The sequence below is a fragment of the Streptomyces sp. NPDC093111 genome, from assembly GCF_040683955.1.
In the GTDB taxonomy this organism is placed as follows: domain Bacteria; phylum Actinomycetota; class Actinomycetes; order Streptomycetales; family Streptomycetaceae; genus Streptomyces.
Window position 1 is genome coordinate 292,612 of the sequence record NZ_JBFBNW010000013.1, and the last position, 18,987, is coordinate 311,598.

Consider the following 18,987-nt stretch of genomic DNA (forward strand, 5'->3'; position numbering starts at 1 on the left):
CCGCGAGCCCTCCGGACGGCTTCCTCGCTCGTGGCGCGACGGGGGGTGCCTCCCCCGTACCTCCGGTCGTGGAGCTGCGCGGCGCCTCGAAGACCCACCCGGGACCGGTGCACGCGCTGCGCGCGGTGGACCTGACCGTCGAGGCCGGTGAACTCCTGGCCATCGTCGGCCCGTCGGGCTCCGGCAAGTCGACCATGCTCAACATCATGGGGACCCTGGACCGGCCCACGACCGGCACCGTCCTTGTCGCCGGGCGGGACGTCGGGACGCTGTCGGACGCCCAGTTGTCCGCGCTGCGCGCCCGGCACATCGGCTTCGTGTTCCAGCACTTCCACCTGTCCACCGGGCGCGACGCCGTCGACAACGTCGGCGACGGGCTCCTGTACGCGGGCGTCGGTCTGCGGCAACGCCGCGCGCGGGCCCGCGCCGCGCTGGAGCGGGTCGGGCTCGGGCACCGCCTCGGCCACCGGCCCACCGAGCTGTCCGGCGGCGAGAAACAGCGCGTCGCCATCGCCCGGGCGCTCGTGGGCGCGCCGGACCTGCTGCTCGCCGACGAACCGACCGGGGCCCTCGACAGCGCGTCCGGGCGGATCGTGATGGAGCTCCTGCACGAACTGAACGCCGCCGGCACGGCGGTGTGTGTCATCACCCACGACCACGACATCGCCGACTCCCTGCCCCGCCGGGTGCGCTTCCGCGACGGCGCGGTGGTGGACGACTCCGGGCGGGACGGCTCCCCTCGGCTTCGCAAGGAGGTGGGGGCATGAACACGGCACCGCTGCGCCCCGCCCGGCTCGCCCCCCGTGACGTGCTGCGGACCGGTGCGGTCGGTCTGCGCACACGTAGGACCCGGGTGGTGCTGTCCGCGCTCGGCATCGCCATCGGCATCGCGACCATGATCGCCGTGGTCGGTCTGTCGACGTCCAGCCGGGCGGATCTGATGAGCCGTCTCGACCGGCTCGGCACCAATCTGCTGACCGCCGAGGCCGGCCGGGACCCGTACGGTCAGGAGGTCACCCTGCCCAAGAACGCCGTGGCGATGGTGCGGCGCATCGGGCCGGTCGAGCACGTGACGGCCACCGCCGACGTGGACGCGCGGATCCGGCGCAGCGACGTCGTGCCGGAGGAGCGGACGGCGGGCGTCACCGCGCAGGCGGCCCGGCCGGACCTGCTCACCGCGCTGGGTGCGGAGGTGAGCCGGGGGGTGTGGCTGAACCGGGCGAACGAGCGCCTGCCGGTGACCGTGCTCGGGGCGGTCGCGGCGCGGCGGCTCGGTGTCACCGCGCCCGGCGAGAAGATCATGATGAACGACGAGTACGTGGTGGTGGTCGGCATCCTCGAACCGATCGAGCTGGTCCCCACCCTGGACCGGGTGGCGTTGGTCGGATTCCCGGCGGCCGAGCGCTACTTCGGCTTCGACGGGCATCCGTCCACGGTCTTCGAGCGCTCTTCGGACGCGTCCGTCGAGGACGTGCGGGCCGTGCTGGCCCGTACGGTGAGTCCCGGGGACCCGACCGGGGTCAAGGTCTCGCGCCCGTCCGACGCGCTCGCCGCGAAGGCCGCCACCGACAAGGGACTCACCGCGCTGATGCTGGGTCTCGGGGCGGTGGCGCTGCTCGTGGGCGGTGTCGGGGTCGCGAACACCATGGTGGTGTCGGTGCTCGAACGGCGTCAGGAGATCGGGCTGCGGCGGGCCCTCGGGGCCACCCGGGGGGCGATCCGGGTGCAGTTCCTCACCGAGTCGCTGCTGCTGTCCGCGCTCGGCGGGGTGACGGGGGCGGTCCTGGGCGCGGCGGCCACGCACGGCTTCGCGCTGGTGCAGGGCTGGACGCCGGTGGTGCCGCTCTGGTCGCTCGGCGGTGGGCTCGCGGCGACCCTCGTCATCGGCGCGCTGGCGGGTCTCTATCCCGCCGTCCGGGCGTCCCGCCTGGATCCGACGACGGCGCTCAACGCGAGCTGAGCCGGCGGTCGCCCTCCTCCATGCCCGGGCGCAGGCGCCCGAGGAGGGTGTAGAGCGTGGCGCTCTCGGCGGTGGTGAGGGTGTCGAGGGCGCCGTGGGTGGCCTGCATCTCCTCGCGGACGCGGCGGATGATCTCCCGGCCGCTGTCGGTGGCCACCACGTTCTTCACGCGGCGGTCGTGGAGGTCGGGCTCGCGGCGCACGAGCTCGCGGGCTTCGAGGCGGTCCACGATCCCGGTGACGTTGGACGCGTCGCACACCAGGAGCGTGGCGAGGGCCCGCATCGGCAGCGGGGTGTCGAGCTGGGCGAGGACCTTGGCCTGGGTGGAGGTGAGGCCGTGGTGGGCGGCGGCGGCGGCGAAGTCGCGCCACTGGGCCGTGCCGATGGCGGCGAGGAGCTCCAGGAGCTGGAGCTTGCTGGGGGTCTCGGGGGCCGTCGCGCTCATGGTTCGAGCCTACTCAAGATCCTTCACATTATCAATTGTTTACTTGACTCTCTTAAATATCGAGGTCTACGGTCATCGACGAACTTACTTGATGACATCAACCATCGACGTCCTGAAGCGATGACGGGCGGAGCGATGAGGCATGGAGAAGGCCCCCACATGAGCAGCAGCACCCCGCCGTCCACCGCCGGCGCCAGACGCGAGACCGTCATCGTCTTCGCCCTGAGCCTGGCCGCCATGGTCGTGTCGATGATGCAGACCCTGCCGGTCCCGATCCTCGGCCTGATCCGCAGCGACCTCGGCGTCTCCACGGCCGAGGTGAGCTGGGTGACCACCGCCACGCTGCTCTCCGCCGCCGTGTTCACGCCGCTGCTCGGCCGCTTCGGCGACCAGCACGGCAAGAAGCCCACCCTGGTGGCGGTGCTCGGCGTCATGGTCGTCGGCTCCGTGGTCGCCGCCCTGGCGACCTCGCTGCCCCTGCTGATCCTGGGCCGGGTGCTCCAGGGCGCGGCGACGGCGATCTTCCCGCTCGCCCTGTCCGTCCTGCGCGAGGAGGTCCGGCCGCAGAAGCTGCCGGGCGCCATGTCGCTGGTCAGCGGCACCCTCGCGTTCGGCAGCGGCCTGGCGCTCGTCGCCACCGGCCTGCTGACCTCCGGCCCGGACGCCGACTACCGCGACGCCTTCTGGATGGCCACCGGCTTCGCCGCGCTCGCCCTGCTCGGCGTCCTGTTCCTGGTCCCGGCGACCCGCCACAAGACCGGCGGGCGCACCGACTTCCTCGGCGCCCTGGCCCTCGGCGTCACCCTGCTGCTGCTCCTGCTGCCCATCTCGCAGGGCCACGAGTGGGGCTGGACCTCCGCCCGTACGCTGGGCAGCTTCGCGGGCGCGGCCGTCATGACGGGCGTCTGGGTCCTGGTCGAGCTGAAGGTGCGCGAGCCGCTGGTCGACATGCGCATGTTCGTGCACCGGCCGGTGCTCATGGCCAACCTGGCCGGCATCCTCGTCGGCTTCGGCATGTTCGCGAACTTCCTGGGCGTCTCGTACCTCGTCCAGATGCCCCAGGCACTCACCGGGTACGGGTTCGACGCGTCGATCCTGCGCGCCTCGGTGCAGTTCCTGCTGCCCGGCGCGATCGTGTCGCTGCTCGCCTCCCCCGTCGGCGGCCAGTTGGTCCGTCACCGCGGGCCGCGCACGGCGCTGGTCCTGGCCGCCGCGCTCGGCGCCGTGGGCTTCGGCTGGCTCGCCCTGGACCACGGCCACACCGCCTCGGTGATCGGCGCCGGTGTGATCGTCGGCGCGGCCGTCAGCTTCGGGTACGCGGCCATGCCCGCCGTCATCATGGCGAGCGTCCCGCACCACCAGAGCGGCATAGCCAACGGCATCAACTCCATCTCGCGCTCCACCGGCAGCGCGATCGGCAGTGCCGTCGTCACCACGATCCTGGCCTCGAAGACCGTGGAGCACCTGCCGGCGGGGGTGCCGCCGCTGCCCGCGGAGTCCGGCTTCACCCTCACCTTCTGGATCGGGGCGGCGGCCTTCGCCCTCGTCGCCGTGATCGCCCGCTTCGGCCTGCGCGCCGCCCAGGGGCCCCGCGCCACGGCGACGCCGGCGCCCGCCGCCGAGCAGTCGGCCGAACCCGCCGCCGCCTGACCCGGCCCGACCTGCCCAGCCCGCCCGGCCCGCCCGTCGTATCCTCGGCGCGGCGGGCCCGGGTGGTCCCGGCGCGAGGACGGAAGAGGTCGGACAAGGTGGCGGACAGCAGCAGGGCCGGGTCGGCGGCCAAGGAAGCCGGATCGGGCCCGCTCGGAGCGCGGGCGCGCGAGGCCGTCCTGCAGCGCATCGTCGACCGGCGGTACGAGCAGGGCGCCCGGCTCGTCGAGCGGGAGGTCGCCGAGGAGCTCGGCATGTCGCGCGTACCGGTCCGCGAGGCGCTCCGCGCCCTCGTCGCCGAGGGGCTGCTCGAACTGCTCCCGCACAGCGGGGTGCGCGTACGGCGCCTGGAGCGCGCCGACGTGGAGCACCTGTACGAGGTGTGGGAGCCCCTGGCCGTCCAGGCCTCCCGGCTCGCGGCCGGAGTCGCGGCCGCCGGTGACGCCGAGGGGCTGACCGCGCTGGAGGCGACGCTCCACCAGGCCGAGTCGGCGGCGGCCGAGGCCGAGGGGGCGCGGGAGGTCGCCGCGCACACGGCCTTCCACGAGGGTGTCGTCGCGATGGCCGGCAATCCGCTGCTCGCGCGCATGATGGAGCAGCTGAGCTGGCAGCTGCGGCTGCTCTTCGGGCTCCGCGAGGAGCCCGCGCAGATGCGGGCCCAGCACGCCGAGATGTTCCGGCACATCGCGGCGGGCGACGCGGAGGCCGCCGGGGCCTGCACGCTGCTGCACGTGCGGGACAGCAGGGCGGTCGCCCTGCGCTCCCTCTTCGGCGACGCCTGAACGGCGACAGCCGACGCCCGTCGTCAACCACCGTCGACCACCGATGACCACCGATGACCACCGACGACAGTCACGGACTTTGTATACCAAGAGCGGGGTCCGACTCTAGCCCCCTCCCCCTCCACGCCCTGAATCGGCTCCCATCTGGGATTTCACGGGCCTCCGGCACTCCACCCTTGTTCGGCGCACATTTGATTGGTATACAAAATCGGGGAGCCGTTGGTCCCCTCCCCAAGGAGTCCCCATGCAGCCGTCCTCCCCCTCCCCCGCGCTCTCCCGTCGCACGGTGCTGGCCGCCACCGGCGCCGCCGCCCTCGCCGGTACGGCGGCCACTGTGGGCGCCGCAGCCCCCGCCACGGCCGCGCCCGTAGAAGCCGGGGCCGCCACCGGCGCGGCAGCCGGGCGGCAGCGCGACAGGGCGGTGGTCTTCCGCGATGTGCGCGTCTTCGGCGCGGCCAGGGCGACGGACCTCGTGGTCGTCGACGGGCGCGTCTCGGACGGCCCCGCCCCGCGGGGCGCGAAGGTCGTCGACGGCGGGGGCCGGATCGCGCTTCCTTCGCTGGTGGACGCGCACATCCACCCCGACAAGACGACCTGGGGCGGGTCCTGGGTGTCGCGGCGCCCCGCGAGCGGCATCGCCGACTACGTCGCGCAGGACGTGGAGCTGTTCCGCAGCCAGCGCCGGCCGGTCGCCGAGCGCGCGTACGGCCTGATGTCCCACGCCGTCGCCCGGGGCACCCGGGCGATGCGCGCCCACGCCGACGTGGCCCCGGCGTACGGCCTGGCCGGCGTGCAGGGCGTCGCCGACGCGCGGGCGCGGCTGCGGCACGCGCTCGACGTGCAGATCGTCGCCTTCCCGCAGCACGGCGTCATCCGCACCCCGGGGACCGCGAAGCTGCTGGAGGACGCGGCCCGCCAGGGGCTCGTGGACATGATCGGCGGCATCGACCCGATCGGCTTCGACCAGGCCCTCGACGAGCAGCTCGACCTGGTCTTCGGCATCGCGGACCGGCACGGCGTGGGCGTGGACATCCACCTGCACGACCGCGGCGAGAAGGGCATCAAGGCGATGCGCGGGATCATCGAGCGCACCCGCGCCCTGTCGCTCGCGGGCAGGGTCACCGTCAGCCACGTCTTCTGCCTGCCCGCCCTGTCCGACCGCGAGCTGGGCGCGATCGCCGCCGATCTGGGCGCCCAGGACATCGCCCTCACGACCGTCGCGCCCTCCGACTCGCTGGTCCTGCCGATCGCCCGGCTCCGCGAGCACGGCGTACGGGTCGGCCTCGGCTCCGACGGCGTGCGGGACTCCTGGAGCCCGTTCGGCAACGCGGACATGATGCACCGCGCCCACCTGCTCGGCTGGGTCACGGACGTCCGCCTCGACGACGAGCTGACCGACTGCTACGGCGTCGCCGCGCACGGCGGCGCGGACGTCATGGGCCTGCCGCACGCCGACCTCCGGCCCGGCGCGCCGGCCGACTTCGTCCTCGTGCGGGGCGAGTGCCTGCCCCAGGTCGTGGTGGACATGCCGCGCCGGGACCTGGTCGTGCACGGCGGTGTCGTGGTGGCCCGCGACGGGGAGTTCCTCGCCTGAGCGGCGGGCCGCGGGCTGCGGGCCGCAGGCCCTAGCCGTACCGCTGCCTAGCCGGCCAGTGAGGCGTACCGGATACCGGTGAGCTCCTCGGACGCGGTCCACAGGCGCTCGCCGGAGGTGTCGTCGAGGGTCCAGCCGGCCCGCCAGGAACGGGTGGGCGGGCCGCGCCAGCCCAGCTTGGGGCCGATGAAGGCGTCGGGGCGCACGCCGGGGGCGGTGGCGGCGTACAGGGTGGGCAGCGCGCCGCCGGTGGCGGGCTGGGCGATGATCCGGTTGCCCAGTTCCATCAGGCGCGCGGCGGTCTTGCGGCCCTCCTGTCGGGGGCCGGCCGTCTGCAGGTTGGTGGCGGCGTAGCCGGGGTGGGCGGCGGCCGCGACGATCCCGGAGCCGGCGGCGGCCAGGCGGCGGGAGAGTTCGTGGACGAAGAGGAGGTTGGCCGTCTTGGACCGCCCGTAGGCGATCCAGCGCCGGTAGCCGCGTTCGGCGTTGAGGTCGGTGTGGTCCAGGTCGGCGAGCGCGTGGAAGCCGCTGGAGAGGCTGACGATCCGGGCGTCCGGGGTGCGCAGCAGCTGGGGCATGAGCAGCCCGGTGAGCGCGAAGTGGCCGAGGTGGTTCACGCCGAACTGGGTTTCGAAGCCGTCGGCGGTGCGGCCGTGGGGCAGGGCCATCACGCCCGCGTTGTTGACGAGCAGGTCGAGTCGCTCGTCGGCTTCGGCGCGGGCGGCGGCGAAGGCGCGCACGGAGGCGAGGTCGCCGAGGTCGAGCGGTGCGAACGCGGCGGAGGCGTGCGGGACCTCGTCGCGCAGCCGGGACAGGGCGGCCTCGCCGCGGGTGCGGCTGCGGCAGGCGAGGACGACGTGGGCCCCGGCGCGGGCCAGCTCGCGGGCGGTGACGTATCCGATGCCGCTGTTGGCTCCGGTGACCACCGCCGTGCGCCCTCCCTGGGAGGGGATGTTCCGCGCGTTCCAGCCCGTCATCTCCGATGGCTCCTTCCGGCCGTGGTGCCCCCATGCTGCCGCTACCGAGGGTAACGACAATCATAGGGACACCTCGGCGAAGCGCCTCGGCCGGGAGAGCTCGCGCGGTGCCGTCAGTAGGCGCTGTTGACGTTGTCGATCGAGCCGTAGCGGTCGGCCGCGTAGTTGCAGGCGGCGGTGATGTTGGCGACCGGGTCGTACAGGTCGAAGGGGGTGCCGGCGACGTGGTAGGCCCGGAAGGTGGGCTCGATCACCTGGAGCAGGCCCTTGGACGGGGTGCCGGCGAGGGCGTTGGAGTCCCAGTTGTTGATGGCCAGCGGGTTGCCCGAGGACTCGCGCATGATGTTGCGGTGGATGCCGTCGTAGGTGCCAGGGATGCCGTTCTTGGCCATGATGGCGAGCGACTCGCGGATCCAGCCGTCCAGGTCGTTCGAGTACGAGATGGCGGCGGCGGAGGAGACGGCGGGCGCCTGGGCCGCGGCCTGGACCACGGCGGGCGAGGCGGCGGACGCCTGACGGGCGACCGCCGGGAGCGCGGCGGCGGCGCCGGTCGCGGCGGCCGGACGCGCCGCCGCCGGGCGCGCGGCGTTGTCGGTGCCCTTGGCGTTCCCGGTGTCGAGGGCGAGTCGCAGGCCGGGACGGATGAGGCTCGGGTCCGCGCCGACGGCGGCGCGGTTGTCGCGGTAGATCGTCTTCCAGCCGCCGCTCACGTGGTGCTTCCGGGCGATTTTCGAGAGCGAGTCGCCGGCGACCACGGAATAGCGCACGAGACCGTTCGTCTTCACCGTCTGGGCCACGGCCTTTTCGACTGCGACGGATGTGACGGACGCGACGTTCGCCACCGAGTGGACGGCCCTCGGGGCGCTCGGGGTCTGGGCCGACGCGCCGGTGGCCGCGGCGAGCGGCAGGGCGAGTGCGGCGCTGCCGGTGATGCCGACGACGGCCAGCCCTCGGGCGAGCGGGGTGGTCGTGCGGCGGCGGTGCTTCCCGGTTCCACGCATGGCGCATTCCTCTCCTTCGCCTGCGAGGTGAGCTGTCGGGTTCGAGCAGGAGCTGCCCGGCCGCGCTGGCGCGCGGCTTCACCCCGAGCCGCCCCGGAGACCGGGACGGCGGAGAACCTGGGTCCCCCGCTCCTGCCGTACGGGTGAGTGAGTGCGGTGCCCGGGCGGCGGCAGGATTCGGCGTTCCGTCCGGATGACGGGTGACCGTAGGCGAAGGCGAACGGCGAGAACAAGCGCCTGATTCGCAAAAGCAAGCAGATCTTTTACGGGGCGGAAATGGATCAATCGACGCGTCGTGATCCTTTTCCCCAACTCGTTCCCGGGGGTTCGCGCATGACGCCACGACAGCATTCCGGGAGAATGCCCGACCGTGACTCAGATCACCAGGCCCTACTTAATAGGACATGTCCGAATCCAATGGATTTGAGAACTTAGCCTCGATCCTCCGTGACGGTCCGTCGGTTCCTTCGGCGGGCCGTTTCGGCTGTTCGGACTGGTGGCAGCCGGGCTGATGGCCCGGCTGTCGCGTCGGGTGGGCGTCGGTGATCACGCCGGTCCAGGGCAGTGGCGGGCGAACCGCACCGCTGTGCCGGCCGGCTTCCGCACGTGCTCGCGCACGCCGGCCCGAGCGGTCAGTCGGCGGCCGGGAACAGGGGTGGCGGGGGCAGCCCCTTTGGCGTGTGTCACGATCTCCCCCGACCTGTGGGGGGTGTTGCTGAATGGCGCAGGACATTGCGCTGCGGCCGGTGGTGGATCCGGCCCTCGAAGGCGCGGAGCGCGCGCTGCTGGAGAAGTCCGCCGACGGACTCTTCCCAGCCACGCTGCCGCTGCCCGAGGATCCGGGGCTGGGCGGCCGTACCAAGGCGGACATCTGGACGGCCCTGGGGGTCTCCGCGGTGTGCGCGCTCCTGCCGGTGACGATCCTGTGGGCGCTGATCGGCGTGTGGCCCGGCCTGGCCGTCGGGCTCGCGGCGCAGGCGGGGCTGATCTGGGTCGGGGTCCAGTTCGGGTTCGAGGCGTTCGTCCTGACCGTCGTGGGCGTGCACCTGCTGGCCTGGCTGCTGATCGTCGTCCTCGGCTGCGGGACCGACGAGCGGCAGCGGGTGGCCCGGCTGCGCCACGGCCGCTACTACCTGGCCGAGGACTTCGGCGACGACTCCCTGCGCGAGCTGCTGGGCCACTCGCCGCTGCGCCGGATGGAACGCGCCCAGGCCGCCGTGACGGCGGTACTCCAGTCGCAGGTCGACCGGGAAGGGCTGCTGGACGACATCGCCAACGACGTGACGCTGCCGGCCCAACAGTACGAGATCGCCCAGCGCCTGGCCGAGCTGACCCGGCTGGCGCGGAGGGTGCGCACCGCTGCCGGGGACGCCTCCGGCTCGCGGGTGGAGGAGGTGCTGCGGACTCAGCGGCAGGCGCTGCGGCTGTCGTCGAGCGCGCTGGAGGAGCGGGTGGAGGCGCTGGAGCGGTACGCCGAGAACACCCGCGCGGCGGACGCGGCGTACCGCGAGTGGGAGGCCGTACGAGAGCTGGAGCAACTCGGCGAGGACATGCACGAGCTGGTGGTGAACACGGTGCGGGACGAGCTGGCCGTCGCCGAGATCGAGGGGCTCGCCGACCGGTCCCGGTTCCAGGACCTGCACCGGATGCTGGACGAGGCGCGGGAGGCGGGGCTGCTGGCCACGCGGTTCGCCGACGAGCCGGCCGACCGCCGGTCCGGCGACAGCGGCCGGGCGTGAGGGGGAGGACGACATGACGCGGACATCCCAGCCGAGACGCGCGTTCCACTCCGGCCGCGGCAAGAAGACCTTCGACCGGATCCCGGGCGGGTTCTACCTGGTCGGCGTCCTGGTGATCCTCTTCGAGGTGGTCACGCTCGGCGCCGTGGGCCTGGCCCTGGCCGTCGGCGACCCGAGCGACGACGGGGCATCCCCGGACAAGCAACCCCGGCGGGTCGAGGTCACCTACATCGCGACGGGCGACCACCCCTCGGTGAACCTCACCGTCGGGGAGGCGAACGGCGACCACACGCCCCACGGGGTCGTCATCCTGCCGTACCGCAAGACCGTCGAGCTGGCGGCGGGCGCCGACTTCTATCTGGACGTCAGAAGCCGCGAGGACCAGGAAGGGGGCACTCTCACGTGCACCGTGCTGGTCGGCGGCAAGGTGGTCCAGCAGGCGCACAGCACACCGGACTCCTCGTCCGCCACCTGCGCGGGCAGCACCGCGGACGCCCCGCGGCGGGGCATCCCCGTGCCCACTCTCACCCCCGGCGCCTCCCCGCTGCCCGAGGAGCGGCGGCTCACCGGGACCGTCAAGGTGCCGGACTACCCGGGCGAGGGCTCGCCGGTCATCGGCACCGTCACGGACTCCTCCCTGGAGTACGCGGAGCTGGGCGGCACGTGGGACCGGAGCAAGACGCAGGATCCCATCTTCGACGGCTTCACCCGCAAACAGGAGGGGCGCCAGCGCGCACTCGTGAAGTCCACGCAGGTCGACGAGGACATCATGGCCGCGGCCGGCGGCACCGGGGAGCTGCGGGGCGTGGCGGGCGCGGTGATGGACGAGCGGCGGCGCTACGAGTACCCCCGTGACCAGGCGATCCTGGTCGACGTCGCCTCGCAGCCGCTGAAGGTCGACGGACATGACGCCTGGCTGCTGGTCAGCGAGATCCACTTCCACAAGCGCGGGGTGCCGTCCACGATGGACCTGAACGCGGTCCTCGTGGTCGACACCGGGCGGGTCCGCCCCTCGGTGCTGTGGGTCGTACTGCCGGAGACGAACAAGAAGCTCTGGCCGGACCTGAACACTCTGGTCGCATCCGTCCAGGTCCGCTGACCTGCACCGATACGGGACGGGCCCGGGCGCGCGACGCGTCCCGGGCCCGTCCGGCGACGTTCAGGCGCAGCACCTCGCGGTCGCGCTGGGCGGGGACCGCCTCGCGGAGGTCGGGACGCCGCGGGCCGAACCCGGTGTGTTCGACACCCCGCCTCGTGAAAGCGCGAGGTCAGTGAATCGGGGTTTGGACGCCCCTGCTGAACCAGCCGGTGAACCCCTCGGACGCGTGCCGTCCCCGCTCCGCGCGCTCCAGCACCCGCTCGGCCTCCGCCCGCCAGATCTCCGCGCCCGCGCGGGGCGGCGGGCGGAACGGCCCCCGCTCCGGGGCGTCCGCGGCGGCGCCGAAGAAGTCGCCGCCCTTGCGCCGGACGTCGTCGGTGCCCCACGCCCGGCCCGGACCGTCCCGGGACACCTTCCGGAGGTGCGGGATGTGCTTGGCACAGTGGATGTACGCCTCCTCCACGGTGATCTCCACCCAGCTCAGGGCGCGCCGCCCCGGCACCGGGTCGACCGTGAGTCCGGGTTGGGTGGCGCGCATCACGTCGTCGGGCACGACCCGGGCCGTGCCGTTCACGTGGAGCCCGATACGGTCCCGGAGGAAGTCCACCATCAGGAGGCCGACCTGCGGGTTCTCCTCGATGTTGCCGAGGCTGGCCTGCACCCCGTTCCCCCGGTACTCGGGGTAGGCGAGCCGCAGCTCGTCGAGGACGTGGAGGAAGCCGGCCGGGCCCGCCCGAAAGGTGTTGTCGCAGGCGCCGTGCCGGTCGGCGGTGGCCAGGAAGAACATCTCCTGGCGGGCCACGAACTCCCGCATCCGGGGGTTCAGCCGGTCCAGGACCTGCTCGGCGTAGAACCGGTCGGCGCGCTCGGCGGTGCCCGTGCGCCGCTGGACCTCATGCTCGCCGTCGCTGCCCGGGCGGACGGTGCGCGGCGGCGGCGCGGATCGCGGGCCGGTGTGCTCGAAGGTGCTCAATTCCTCGTCCCGACCAGTTCCTCGATGGAGTCGTGCCGTATGCGGTGGCTGGGGATGCCGACGCCCACGAGGGTGTCGACACCGCGGCGGATCATGCCGGGCGGCCCGGAGAGGTACGCCTCGTACGTGTGCCAGGGGCCGAACTCGCGCACCGCCCCGGGCAGACCGCCGGACAGGGCGCCGCCGGGACCGGCGTCGACGACCGGGCGCACGGAGAGCCAGGGGTGGGACTGCTGCATCCGCAGCATGGTCTCGATGTCGTACAGGTCGCCGTTGCTGCGGGCGCCGTAGAACACCTCGACGGAGCGGCGCCCGCCGTACTGGGCCACGTCCTCGACCAGCGCCTTGATGGGGGCGATGCCCGTACCACCGCCGAGGCACAGCAGTCCGTTGTCGGTGCGGTGGTCGACGGTCATCGAGCCGGCCGGGCCGCCGAGCCGGAGGACGTCCCCGGGCCGGGCCCTGTGCACGAGCGCGTTCGACACCCAGCCCGCGGGCACGGCCTTCACGTGGAAGGAGAGCAGCCCGTCGGAGCGGGGCGCGGAGGCGAAGGAGTAGTGCCGCCACACCCGGGGCCACCAGGGCGTCTCCAGGGCGGTGTACTGCCCGGCGCGGAAGGGGTACGGCTGGTCGGGGCGGACCGTGACGACGGCGACGTCGGGGGTGCGCGGCTCGTGGGCGACCACCTCCGCCTGCCACCAGGCGGGGGCGCGGAGCTCGTCCCGGGCGGCCGCGTCGATCATGATCTGGGAGAGGGTGGTGTACGCGCCCACCCAGGCCGCCTCGGTCCGCGGGCCCCAGCTGCGCGGGGCGTGCCGCGCGAGGGCGCCGATCAGGCACTCGCCGACGGCCGGGTAGTGCTCGGGCAGCGTGCCGTACTTGCGGTGGCCGCGGCCGAGCCCGGTCAGGTACGCGGTGAGGGTGGCGGTGTCCTCGGCGTGCGTGGCGGCCGTGAGCAGCGCCTTGAAGAGGCGGTCACGCTGGGCGTCCATGGCCACCGGGAACAGGGCCCGCAGGTCGGGATGGCGGAGGAAGAGCAGGGCGTAGAAGTACGAGGTGACCTTGTCCGCGATCGGTTCGATCTCGGCCAACGTGCGGCGCAGCAGCGCCGCCTCGGTCGCGTCGTCCGGCGCTCCGGCTCCGCCGGCGGCGGGCGCGGCCGCCTCGGTGGGCCGCTCGCCCGGGTCCGGCCCGAACCAGCCGCCCTGCCGCCCGTCACCACCAGCTGCCATCGGTCCGCCTCGTCTTGAACGTCGTCGACCGGTCTTCGTCCACGAAGTCCGCGTGTGCCCCTTTTCCTCTCTCCCCCACGGAATTCCCCGAGACGAATCGACGAATGAACGGGACCGACCATACCTGTCGCCCGTTATCCGTCCAGTGATGTGCACCCGACTCCACGATCACCTCGTTCTCCCAGGTCAGAGACGTGTTACTGATGAGTTGGTCAATTCATGGACCGGCCCGGGCGGCAATTCGTCGGGCATTTCGCGACGGAACACTCACGGACCGGTCGGCACTCCTCCACATTTCCCGACGCCCGCCTCCATGTCTTTCACGACTTTCACGACTGGCGGTCCGCTACCGGGGCGGGATGATGGAGGGGCTGCGGGGTGGAGGAGGGACACGGTCTGGATGAGCGCGGCGGCCTTCCCTGCCGGCCCGGACCCGGCGGACGGCGATCTCGCCATGGAGCCGGGCGGTCTCCTCGACGTGCTCGGGGTGGCCGCCGTCGTCCTTGACGAGCGCGGACGGATCGTCCTGTGGAGCCCCCAGGCGGAGCGGGTCTTCGGCTACCCGACGGCCGAGGCCCTCGGCCGTCCCGCCGTCACGCTGCTGGTCGAGGAGCACGAGCGGGAAGCGGTGCGCTCGCTGTTCGCCCGCGTGATGTCGGGCGCCGGACCCTGGGCCGGCGTCTTCCCCGTACGACACAAGGACGGCCGCACGATCCTGGTGGAGTTCCGCAACACCCGGGTCCAGGACGAGCACGGGCGCCCGTACGCCCTCGGGCTCGCCTCCGACCGGGCCACGGTCCGGGGCGTGGAGCAGAACCTGTCGCTGTCCTCGCTCCTGGTCACCCACTCCCCGATCGGCCTCGCCGTGCTGGATCACGGTCTCCGCTTCGTCCTGGTCAACCCGGCGCTGGAACGGATCGACGGCCTCGCCGCCGAAGCCCACCAGGGGCGCACGATCCCGGAGGCGGTGGCCTCGCCGGACGCGGAGGCCCTGGAGGCGGCACTGCGCGAGGTCCTGGAGACGGGGCGGTCGGTCCTCGCCCGGAGCGTGCGGGGCGTGACCGGACCCGACGGCGTGGAGCGGATGTGGTCGGTCTCGCTCTACCGGCTGCAGACGCCCGAGCGACAGGTCATGGGGGTCGCCGTCGCGGTCAGGGACGTCACCGACCAGCACCAGGCGGCCAGGACCGCGGCCCGGGCCCGCCGCCGGCTCGCGGTGATCGCGGACGCCTCCGAACGGGTGGGCACCACCCTCGACCTGGACCTCACCGCCCGCGAGCTCGCGGACCTGGTGGTGCCGGAGTTCGCCGACATCGCCGCCGTCGACGTCCTGGAGTCCATCCTGACCGGCCCGCACGCCGGGCCCGCCCGGACCTCGGGCCCGGCCGTGTTCCGGGCGCTCGCCGTGAAGGCCGCGTACACCACGCCCGCGCAGGAGGCCGCCGACCCCGTCGGCGAGCCCGCCCGCTACGGCGCGGAGCGGCTCGTCACCCAGTGCGCCCGCACCGGCCGCCCGGTCGTCGTACGACACGTCACCGACGCCGACCTCCCCCGGATCGCCCGCGGCGAGGGCGCCGCCGCGCTGCTGCGTCTTGCGGGCATCCACTCCTACCTCGCCGTCCCGCTGCGCGCCCGCGGCGTGGTCCTCGGCGTGCTGGACCTGAAGCGGGCCCGCAACTCCGTGCCGTTCGACGACGACGACGTCCTGCTGGCCGGGGAACTGGCGGCCCGCGCGGCGGTCGCCATCGACAACGCCCGCTGGTACCGGCACCAGAGCCAGGCCGCCCTGGCCCTCCAGCGACACCTGCTGCCGCACGGGCCGCCCCGGCTCAACGGCCTCGACGTCGCCTACCGCTACCAGCCCGCCTCCGAGTCGGTCGAGGTCGGCGGCGACTGGTTCGACGCGATCCCGCTGCCCGACGGCAAGACCGCGCTGGTGGTCGGCGACGTGATGGGCAGCGGCATCAACGCCGCCGCGACCATGGGGCAGTTCCGCACCGCCGCCCGCACCCTCGCCGCGCTCGGGCTCGCGCCGGCCGTGGTCCTGGAGCACCTGGACCTCACCGCCGCCGACCTCGACGACGCCATGGCCACCTGCGTGTGCGCGGTGTACGACCCGTACAGCGGGAGCTGCCGGATCGCGAACGCCGGGCACCCGCCGCCCGTCCACGTCGCCGCCGGGCGGGCACCCCGGCTGCTCGACCTGCCCGCGGGTGCGCCCCTGGGCGTCGGCGGCGTCCCGTTCGAGACCCTGGAGATCCCGTTCGGCAGGGGCGACGACCTCGTCCTGTACACCGACGGCCTGGTCGAGACCCGCGACCAGGACATCGACGTACGGCTCGACGCCCTCACCGACCTCCTGGACCGCCCCCCGCTCCCCCTGGAGCAGACCTGCGACCTGCTGCTCGGCGCGCTGCGCGGGTCCGACGACCACGACGACGTGGCGCTGCTGATCGCCCGCGCCGGGCAGCCGCACGGAAAGGGGGCACCGTGAACGACGCGCGCCTGCCGGAGGACGGCCTGCCGCCCTTCACCGAGGACAGCGCCGCCGCCCTGCTCGACGGCCGGGGCCGGATCGACGGCTGGACGCCGGAGGCGGGGACCCTGATCGGCCGGTCCGCCGCCGATGTCGTCGGGCACTCCGCCCGCGCGCTCCTCGCCGACCCCTCGGCCTGGCCGAGGCTGGCCGCCGCGTACCGGGCCGGTCTCCGGCGCGGCGACGCGGTCCTGCGGACCGGCCGGGGCGCGGAACTGCCGGTGGTCTTCCGGGCGTTCGACCTCGCCGGGAACGGCGGTCCGGCCGGCTGCCTGGTGCTGGCCACCCCGATGGCCCGGGCCGTCCGCAAGCACCAGGACCGGGCGTTCGTCCGCGAACTGTTCCTCCAGGACCGGGTCGGGCTCGCCGTGTTCGATCCGGGACTGCGGCTGCTGCGGACCAACACCCACCTCCTGCCGTACTCGGGCGTGCCGCCCGACCTGCGGGGGCGCCGCCTCGGCGACTTCCTGTGGCCCGGCGACGCGGACGCCATCGAGGAGAAGCTCCGCGGGGTGCTGCGCACCGGCGCGCCGCTGATCGGGGTGGAGGAGGTCCTGCGCACCACCGACGACCCGCGCGGCGGCGTCGTCATCTCGATCTCGGCGTTCCGGCTCCAGTCCCCCGACGGACAGGTCCTGGGACTGACCGCGCTGTTCACCGACGTGACCGAACTGCGCAGGTCGGCCGAGCGGCTCGCCCTGCTGCACCGCGCCACCGCGTCCGTCGGGCGCTCCCTGTCGGTCACCGACACCGGCCGGGAACTGGCCGCCGCGCTGGTGCCCGGTCTGGGCGACCTGGCCGTCGTGGAGATCGCCGACGGCGTCGCACACGGCGAGGAGCCGGTACCCGACCGCGAGGGCCGCCTGCTGCTGCGCCGGACCGCCGTGGCGGGACGGCTCCCGGAGACGGCCGGCGACGGAGCGAGCGGAGCGACGGACGGACCCACCGGATCTGCCGGACCCACCGGACCCGCCGGACCCGCCGGGAGCGGGGCGAGCGGGGCGAGCGGGGCGGGCGGCGGAGCCGCCGAGAGCGACCCGGCCAGCGCGGACCCCGCGGACTCCGTCCCCGTGCTCCCCGCCGACGTCGTCCTGGCCGCCGTCCGCGCCGACGACAGCCCGCTCACCGGGCCCCGCGCCGACGCCCGGGCGGTCGGCGGCTACCCGATGACCGTGACCGCACCGCTCCGCGCGCGCGGCATGGTGCTCGGCCGGGTGTCGCTGGGGCGGAACGCCGACCGGGGGCCCTACCAGACGGCCGAGCGGGATCTGCTCCGTGAGATCGCCGGGCGGGCCGCCCTCGCGCTGGACAACGCCCGGCGGTTCACGCGGGAGCACCGGGCCGCCGTGGGGCTCCAGCGGAGCATGCTGCCGCCGACGCAGAGCGAGACGCCCGGGGCGAGCACGTCCGCCGTCTATCTTCCGGCCGGGACCGCGACCGGGGTCGGCGGGGACTGGTTCGACGTGATCCCGCTGTCCTCCGCGCGGGTCGCCCTGGTCGTGGGGGACGTCGTCGGGCACGGCCTGGCGGCGACCGCGACCATGGGCCGGCTGCGTACGGCCGTGCGCACGCTCGCGGACCTCGACCTCGAACCCGACGAGCTGCTCGCCCATCTGGACGACCTGGTCGCCCAGTTGCCCGCCGAGTCCGAGGACGCCTCGGACCGGGCGGACCCGGTGGACCCGTTGGAGGGGGACGACCCGGACGCCGACGGGTGGCGGGACCGGCACGCCTCCCCGACGACGGGGGCGACCTGCGCGTACGCGATCTACGATCCCGTCTCGCGGCGCTGTTCGGTGGCGTCCGCCGGGCATCCCCCGCCGGCGGTGGCGGATCCGGCGGGCCACGTCTCGTACCTGCCGGTGGACCCCGGACCGCCGTTGGGCGTCGGGGGGCTGCCGTTCGAGGCGACGGAGGTCGAGCTGGCCCCCGGCAGCGTCCTCGCGCTGTACACCGACGGACTGATCGAGGGCCGGGACGGCGACCTGGACGCGGGCATGGCCGAACTGGCCGCCCGGCTGGCCCGGCCCGGGGCCCTGGCGCGCCCGTTGCGGGAGCTCGGCCGGGAGATCGTGACGGGCCGGCCCGTCGTCGGGCTCGCGGACGACGTGACCCTGCTGCTGGCCCGTACCCGCACGGTCCCGCCGGAGGACGCGGTCTCCTGGCCGGTGGAGGCCGATCCGGCGGCGGTCGGGCAGGTGCGCGAGGCCGCGGCGGCGCAGTTGCGGGCCTGGGACCTCGAAGACCTCGTCTTCACGACCGAGCTGGTGCTGAGCGAGCTGGTCACCAACGCGATCCGGTACGCGGGCGGCCCGGTCGAGGTGCGCCTCATCCGGGCCGGCCGGCTGATCTGCGAGGTGTCCGACCCGAGCGCCACCCACCCGCGCATGCGCCGGGCCCGGCTGACCGACGAGGGCGGCCGGGGTCTGTACCTGGTGGCCCAGCTGACGACCCGTTGGGGCAGCCGTTACAGCCGTCGCGGGAAGACCATCTGGGCCGAGCAGGAGCTGCCGCGCTGACGGGTGCTCAGGAGTCGAGCACCGCCGCGACGGCCTCGATCTCCACGAGCTGGTCGTGGTAGCCGAGCACCGTCACGCCCATGAGGGTGCTGGGCACGTCGTGGGTGCCGAACGCGTCGCGGACGACCTCCCACGCCCTGACCAGGTCCTCCTGCCGGTGGGTGGCGACGAGGACGCGGGTGCTGATGACGTCGTGCAGGGTGGCACCGGCGTCCGCGAGGGCGGTGCGCAGGTTCGCCACGGCCCGGGCGGCCTGGCCGGCGACGTCCCCGACGGCCACGGTGGCGCCGTCCTCGTCGAGCGGGCAGGCCCCGGCGAGGAAGATCAGCCGCGCCTCGGCCGGAGCGGTGGCCGCGTAGGCGTACTCGGCGACGTCGGAGAGGGAGGCGGAGCGGATCAGCTCGACGGCACTCGGCATGGAGGTCCCTTCGGGGAGTGAGGGCTGGGCGGATCGGGTGGCCTTGCGGACGGGGTCACCCT

General features: G+C 74.0%; 15 protein-coding genes and 1 riboswitch. Of the genes, 9 read left to right on the forward strand and 6 right to left on the reverse strand.

Features of this window, described 5'->3' with window-relative positions:
• Positions 1-68: 68 nt before the first annotated feature.
• Both AB0Q96_RS24305 and AB0Q96_RS24310 read left to right on the forward strand, forming a co-directional pair.
• On the forward strand, positions 69-767 hold the full coding sequence (locus AB0Q96_RS24305) for an ABC transporter ATP-binding protein (RefSeq protein WP_365328866.1): 699 nt from the start codon (positions 69-71) through the stop codon (positions 765-767).
• Positions 764-1,960: an ABC transporter permease gene (locus AB0Q96_RS24310; RefSeq protein ID WP_365328798.1), complete on the forward strand. Its 1,197-nt coding sequence runs from the start codon at positions 764-766 to the stop codon at positions 1,958-1,960. The genes AB0Q96_RS24305 and AB0Q96_RS24310 overlap by 4 nt, the downstream gene beginning before the upstream one ends.
• On the opposite strand, the gene AB0Q96_RS24315 is transcribed toward AB0Q96_RS24310, so the two are convergent.
• Positions 1,947-2,405 (reverse strand): MarR family transcriptional regulator, encoded by a 459-nt coding sequence (locus AB0Q96_RS24315; protein ID WP_365328800.1) that lies wholly within the window; start codon positions 2,403-2,405, stop codon positions 1,947-1,949. The two genes, AB0Q96_RS24310 and AB0Q96_RS24315, sit on opposite strands and share 14 nt — an antisense overlap.
• Before the next feature lie 159 nt (positions 2,406-2,564).
• On the opposite strand from AB0Q96_RS24315, the gene AB0Q96_RS24320 reads away from it, so the two are divergent.
• The 3 genes from AB0Q96_RS24320 (at position 2,565) to AB0Q96_RS24330 (ending at position 6,431) form a co-directional block, all read left to right on the forward strand.
• Positions 2,565-4,055, forward strand: coding sequence for an MFS transporter (locus AB0Q96_RS24320; protein ID WP_365328802.1), 1,491 nt, complete (start codon positions 2,565-2,567; stop codon positions 4,053-4,055).
• A gap of 98 nt (positions 4,056-4,153) precedes the next feature.
• Positions 4,154-4,837, forward strand: a complete 684-nt coding sequence (locus AB0Q96_RS24325) for a GntR family transcriptional regulator (protein ID WP_365328804.1) — start codon at positions 4,154-4,156, stop codon at positions 4,835-4,837.
• Positions 4,838-5,081: 244 nt separating this feature from the next.
• On the forward strand, positions 5,082-6,431 hold the full coding sequence (locus AB0Q96_RS24330) for an amidohydrolase (RefSeq protein ID WP_365328806.1): 1,350 nt from the start codon (positions 5,082-5,084) through the stop codon (positions 6,429-6,431).
• Positions 6,432-6,478: 47 nt separating this feature from the next.
• Here the strand turns inward: AB0Q96_RS24330 and AB0Q96_RS24335 are convergent, their stop codons facing one another.
• The gene (locus AB0Q96_RS24335; RefSeq protein WP_365328808.1) at positions 6,479-7,408 is read right to left on the reverse strand and encodes an oxidoreductase; all 930 of its coding nucleotides are present in this window, start codon (positions 7,406-7,408) and stop codon (positions 6,479-6,481) included.
• Positions 7,409-7,521: 113 nt separating this feature from the next.
• Entirely contained in the window at positions 7,522-8,409 is an 888-nt protein-coding gene (locus tag AB0Q96_RS24340; RefSeq protein ID WP_365328811.1) for a LysM peptidoglycan-binding domain-containing protein, read from the reverse strand.
• 4 nt (positions 8,410-8,413) lie between these two features.
• A riboswitch (cyclic di-AMP (ydaO/yuaA leader) is annotated at positions 8,414-8,569 on the reverse strand.
• Positions 8,570-9,128: 559 nt separating this feature from the next.
• Between AB0Q96_RS24340 and AB0Q96_RS24345 the strand changes: the two genes are divergently transcribed.
• Together AB0Q96_RS24345 and AB0Q96_RS24350 are read left to right on the forward strand one after the other, a co-directional pair.
• Complete coding sequence (locus tag AB0Q96_RS24345) at positions 9,129-10,148, forward strand: hypothetical protein (protein ID WP_365328813.1); 1,020 nt, start codon at positions 9,129-9,131, stop codon at positions 10,146-10,148.
• A gap of 13 nt (positions 10,149-10,161) precedes the next feature.
• A complete protein-coding gene (locus AB0Q96_RS24350) occupies positions 10,162-11,247 on the forward strand; it encodes a hypothetical protein (RefSeq protein WP_365328815.1) in 1,086 nt (361 codons plus the stop codon).
• A 169-nt stretch (positions 11,248-11,416) separates the two neighbouring features.
• On the opposite strand, the gene AB0Q96_RS24355 is transcribed toward AB0Q96_RS24350, so the two are convergent.
• The gene (locus AB0Q96_RS24355) at positions 11,417-12,220 is read right to left on the reverse strand and encodes a pyridoxamine 5'-phosphate oxidase family protein (RefSeq protein WP_365328817.1); all 804 of its coding nucleotides are present in this window, start codon (positions 12,218-12,220) and stop codon (positions 11,417-11,419) included.
• Positions 12,217-13,452, reverse strand: coding sequence for a globin domain-containing protein (locus AB0Q96_RS24360; protein ID WP_365328819.1), 1,236 nt, complete (start codon positions 13,450-13,452; stop codon positions 12,217-12,219). The genes AB0Q96_RS24355 and AB0Q96_RS24360 overlap by 4 nt, the downstream gene beginning before the upstream one ends.
• A 400-nt stretch (positions 13,453-13,852) precedes the next feature.
• Here AB0Q96_RS24360 and AB0Q96_RS24365 point away from each other — a divergent pair, with 400 nt between their 5' ends.
• Together AB0Q96_RS24365 and AB0Q96_RS24370 are read left to right on the forward strand one after the other, a co-directional pair.
• Positions 13,853-15,946, forward strand: coding sequence for a SpoIIE family protein phosphatase (locus AB0Q96_RS24365; protein WP_365328821.1), 2,094 nt, complete (start codon positions 13,853-13,855; stop codon positions 15,944-15,946).
• Entirely contained in the window at positions 15,943-18,507 is a 2,565-nt protein-coding gene (locus tag AB0Q96_RS24370) for a SpoIIE family protein phosphatase (RefSeq protein WP_365328823.1), read from the forward strand. The genes AB0Q96_RS24365 and AB0Q96_RS24370 overlap by 4 nt, the downstream gene beginning before the upstream one ends.
• Before the next feature lie 7 nt (positions 18,508-18,514).
• Here AB0Q96_RS24370 and AB0Q96_RS24375 read toward each other — a convergent pair whose 3' ends face one another.
• Positions 18,515-18,925 (reverse strand): Rid family hydrolase, encoded by a 411-nt coding sequence (locus AB0Q96_RS24375; protein WP_365328825.1) that lies wholly within the window; start codon positions 18,923-18,925, stop codon positions 18,515-18,517.
• Between the last annotated feature and the right edge of the window lie 62 nt (positions 18,926-18,987).

What these genes read in the sequence shown, in the direction of transcription:
- AB0Q96_RS24310 (WP_365328798.1), top strand. Translation starts at nt 764, where the DNA reads ATGAACACGGCACCGCTGCGCCCCGCCCGGCTCGCCCCCCGTGACGTG.
- AB0Q96_RS24315 (WP_365328800.1), bottom strand. Translation starts at nt 2,405, where the DNA reads ATGAGCGCGACGGCCCCCGAGACCCCCAGCAAGCTCCAGCTCCTGGAG.
- AB0Q96_RS24320 (WP_365328802.1), top strand. Translation starts at nt 2,565, where the DNA reads ATGAGCAGCAGCACCCCGCCGTCCACCGCCGGCGCCAGACGCGAGACC.
- AB0Q96_RS24330 (WP_365328806.1), top strand. Translation starts at nt 5,082, where the DNA reads ATGCAGCCGTCCTCCCCCTCCCCCGCGCTCTCCCGTCGCACGGTGCTG.
- AB0Q96_RS24335 (WP_365328808.1), bottom strand. Translation starts at nt 7,408, where the DNA reads ATGACGGGCTGGAACGCGCGGAACATCCCCTCCCAGGGAGGGCGCACG.
- AB0Q96_RS24340 (WP_365328811.1), bottom strand. Translation starts at nt 8,409, where the DNA reads ATGCGTGGAACCGGGAAGCACCGCCGCCGCACGACCACCCCGCTCGCC.
- AB0Q96_RS24345 (WP_365328813.1), top strand. Translation starts at nt 9,129, where the DNA reads ATGGCGCAGGACATTGCGCTGCGGCCGGTGGTGGATCCGGCCCTCGAA.
- AB0Q96_RS24350 (WP_365328815.1), top strand. Translation starts at nt 10,162, where the DNA reads ATGACGCGGACATCCCAGCCGAGACGCGCGTTCCACTCCGGCCGCGGC.
- AB0Q96_RS24360 (WP_365328819.1), bottom strand. Translation starts at nt 13,452, where the DNA reads ATGGCAGCTGGTGGTGACGGGCGGCAGGGCGGCTGGTTCGGGCCGGAC.
- AB0Q96_RS24365 (WP_365328821.1), top strand. Translation starts at nt 13,853, where the DNA reads ATGAGCGCGGCGGCCTTCCCTGCCGGCCCGGACCCGGCGGACGGCGAT.
- AB0Q96_RS24375 (WP_365328825.1), bottom strand. Translation starts at nt 18,925, where the DNA reads ATGCCGAGTGCCGTCGAGCTGATCCGCTCCGCCTCCCTCTCCGACGTC.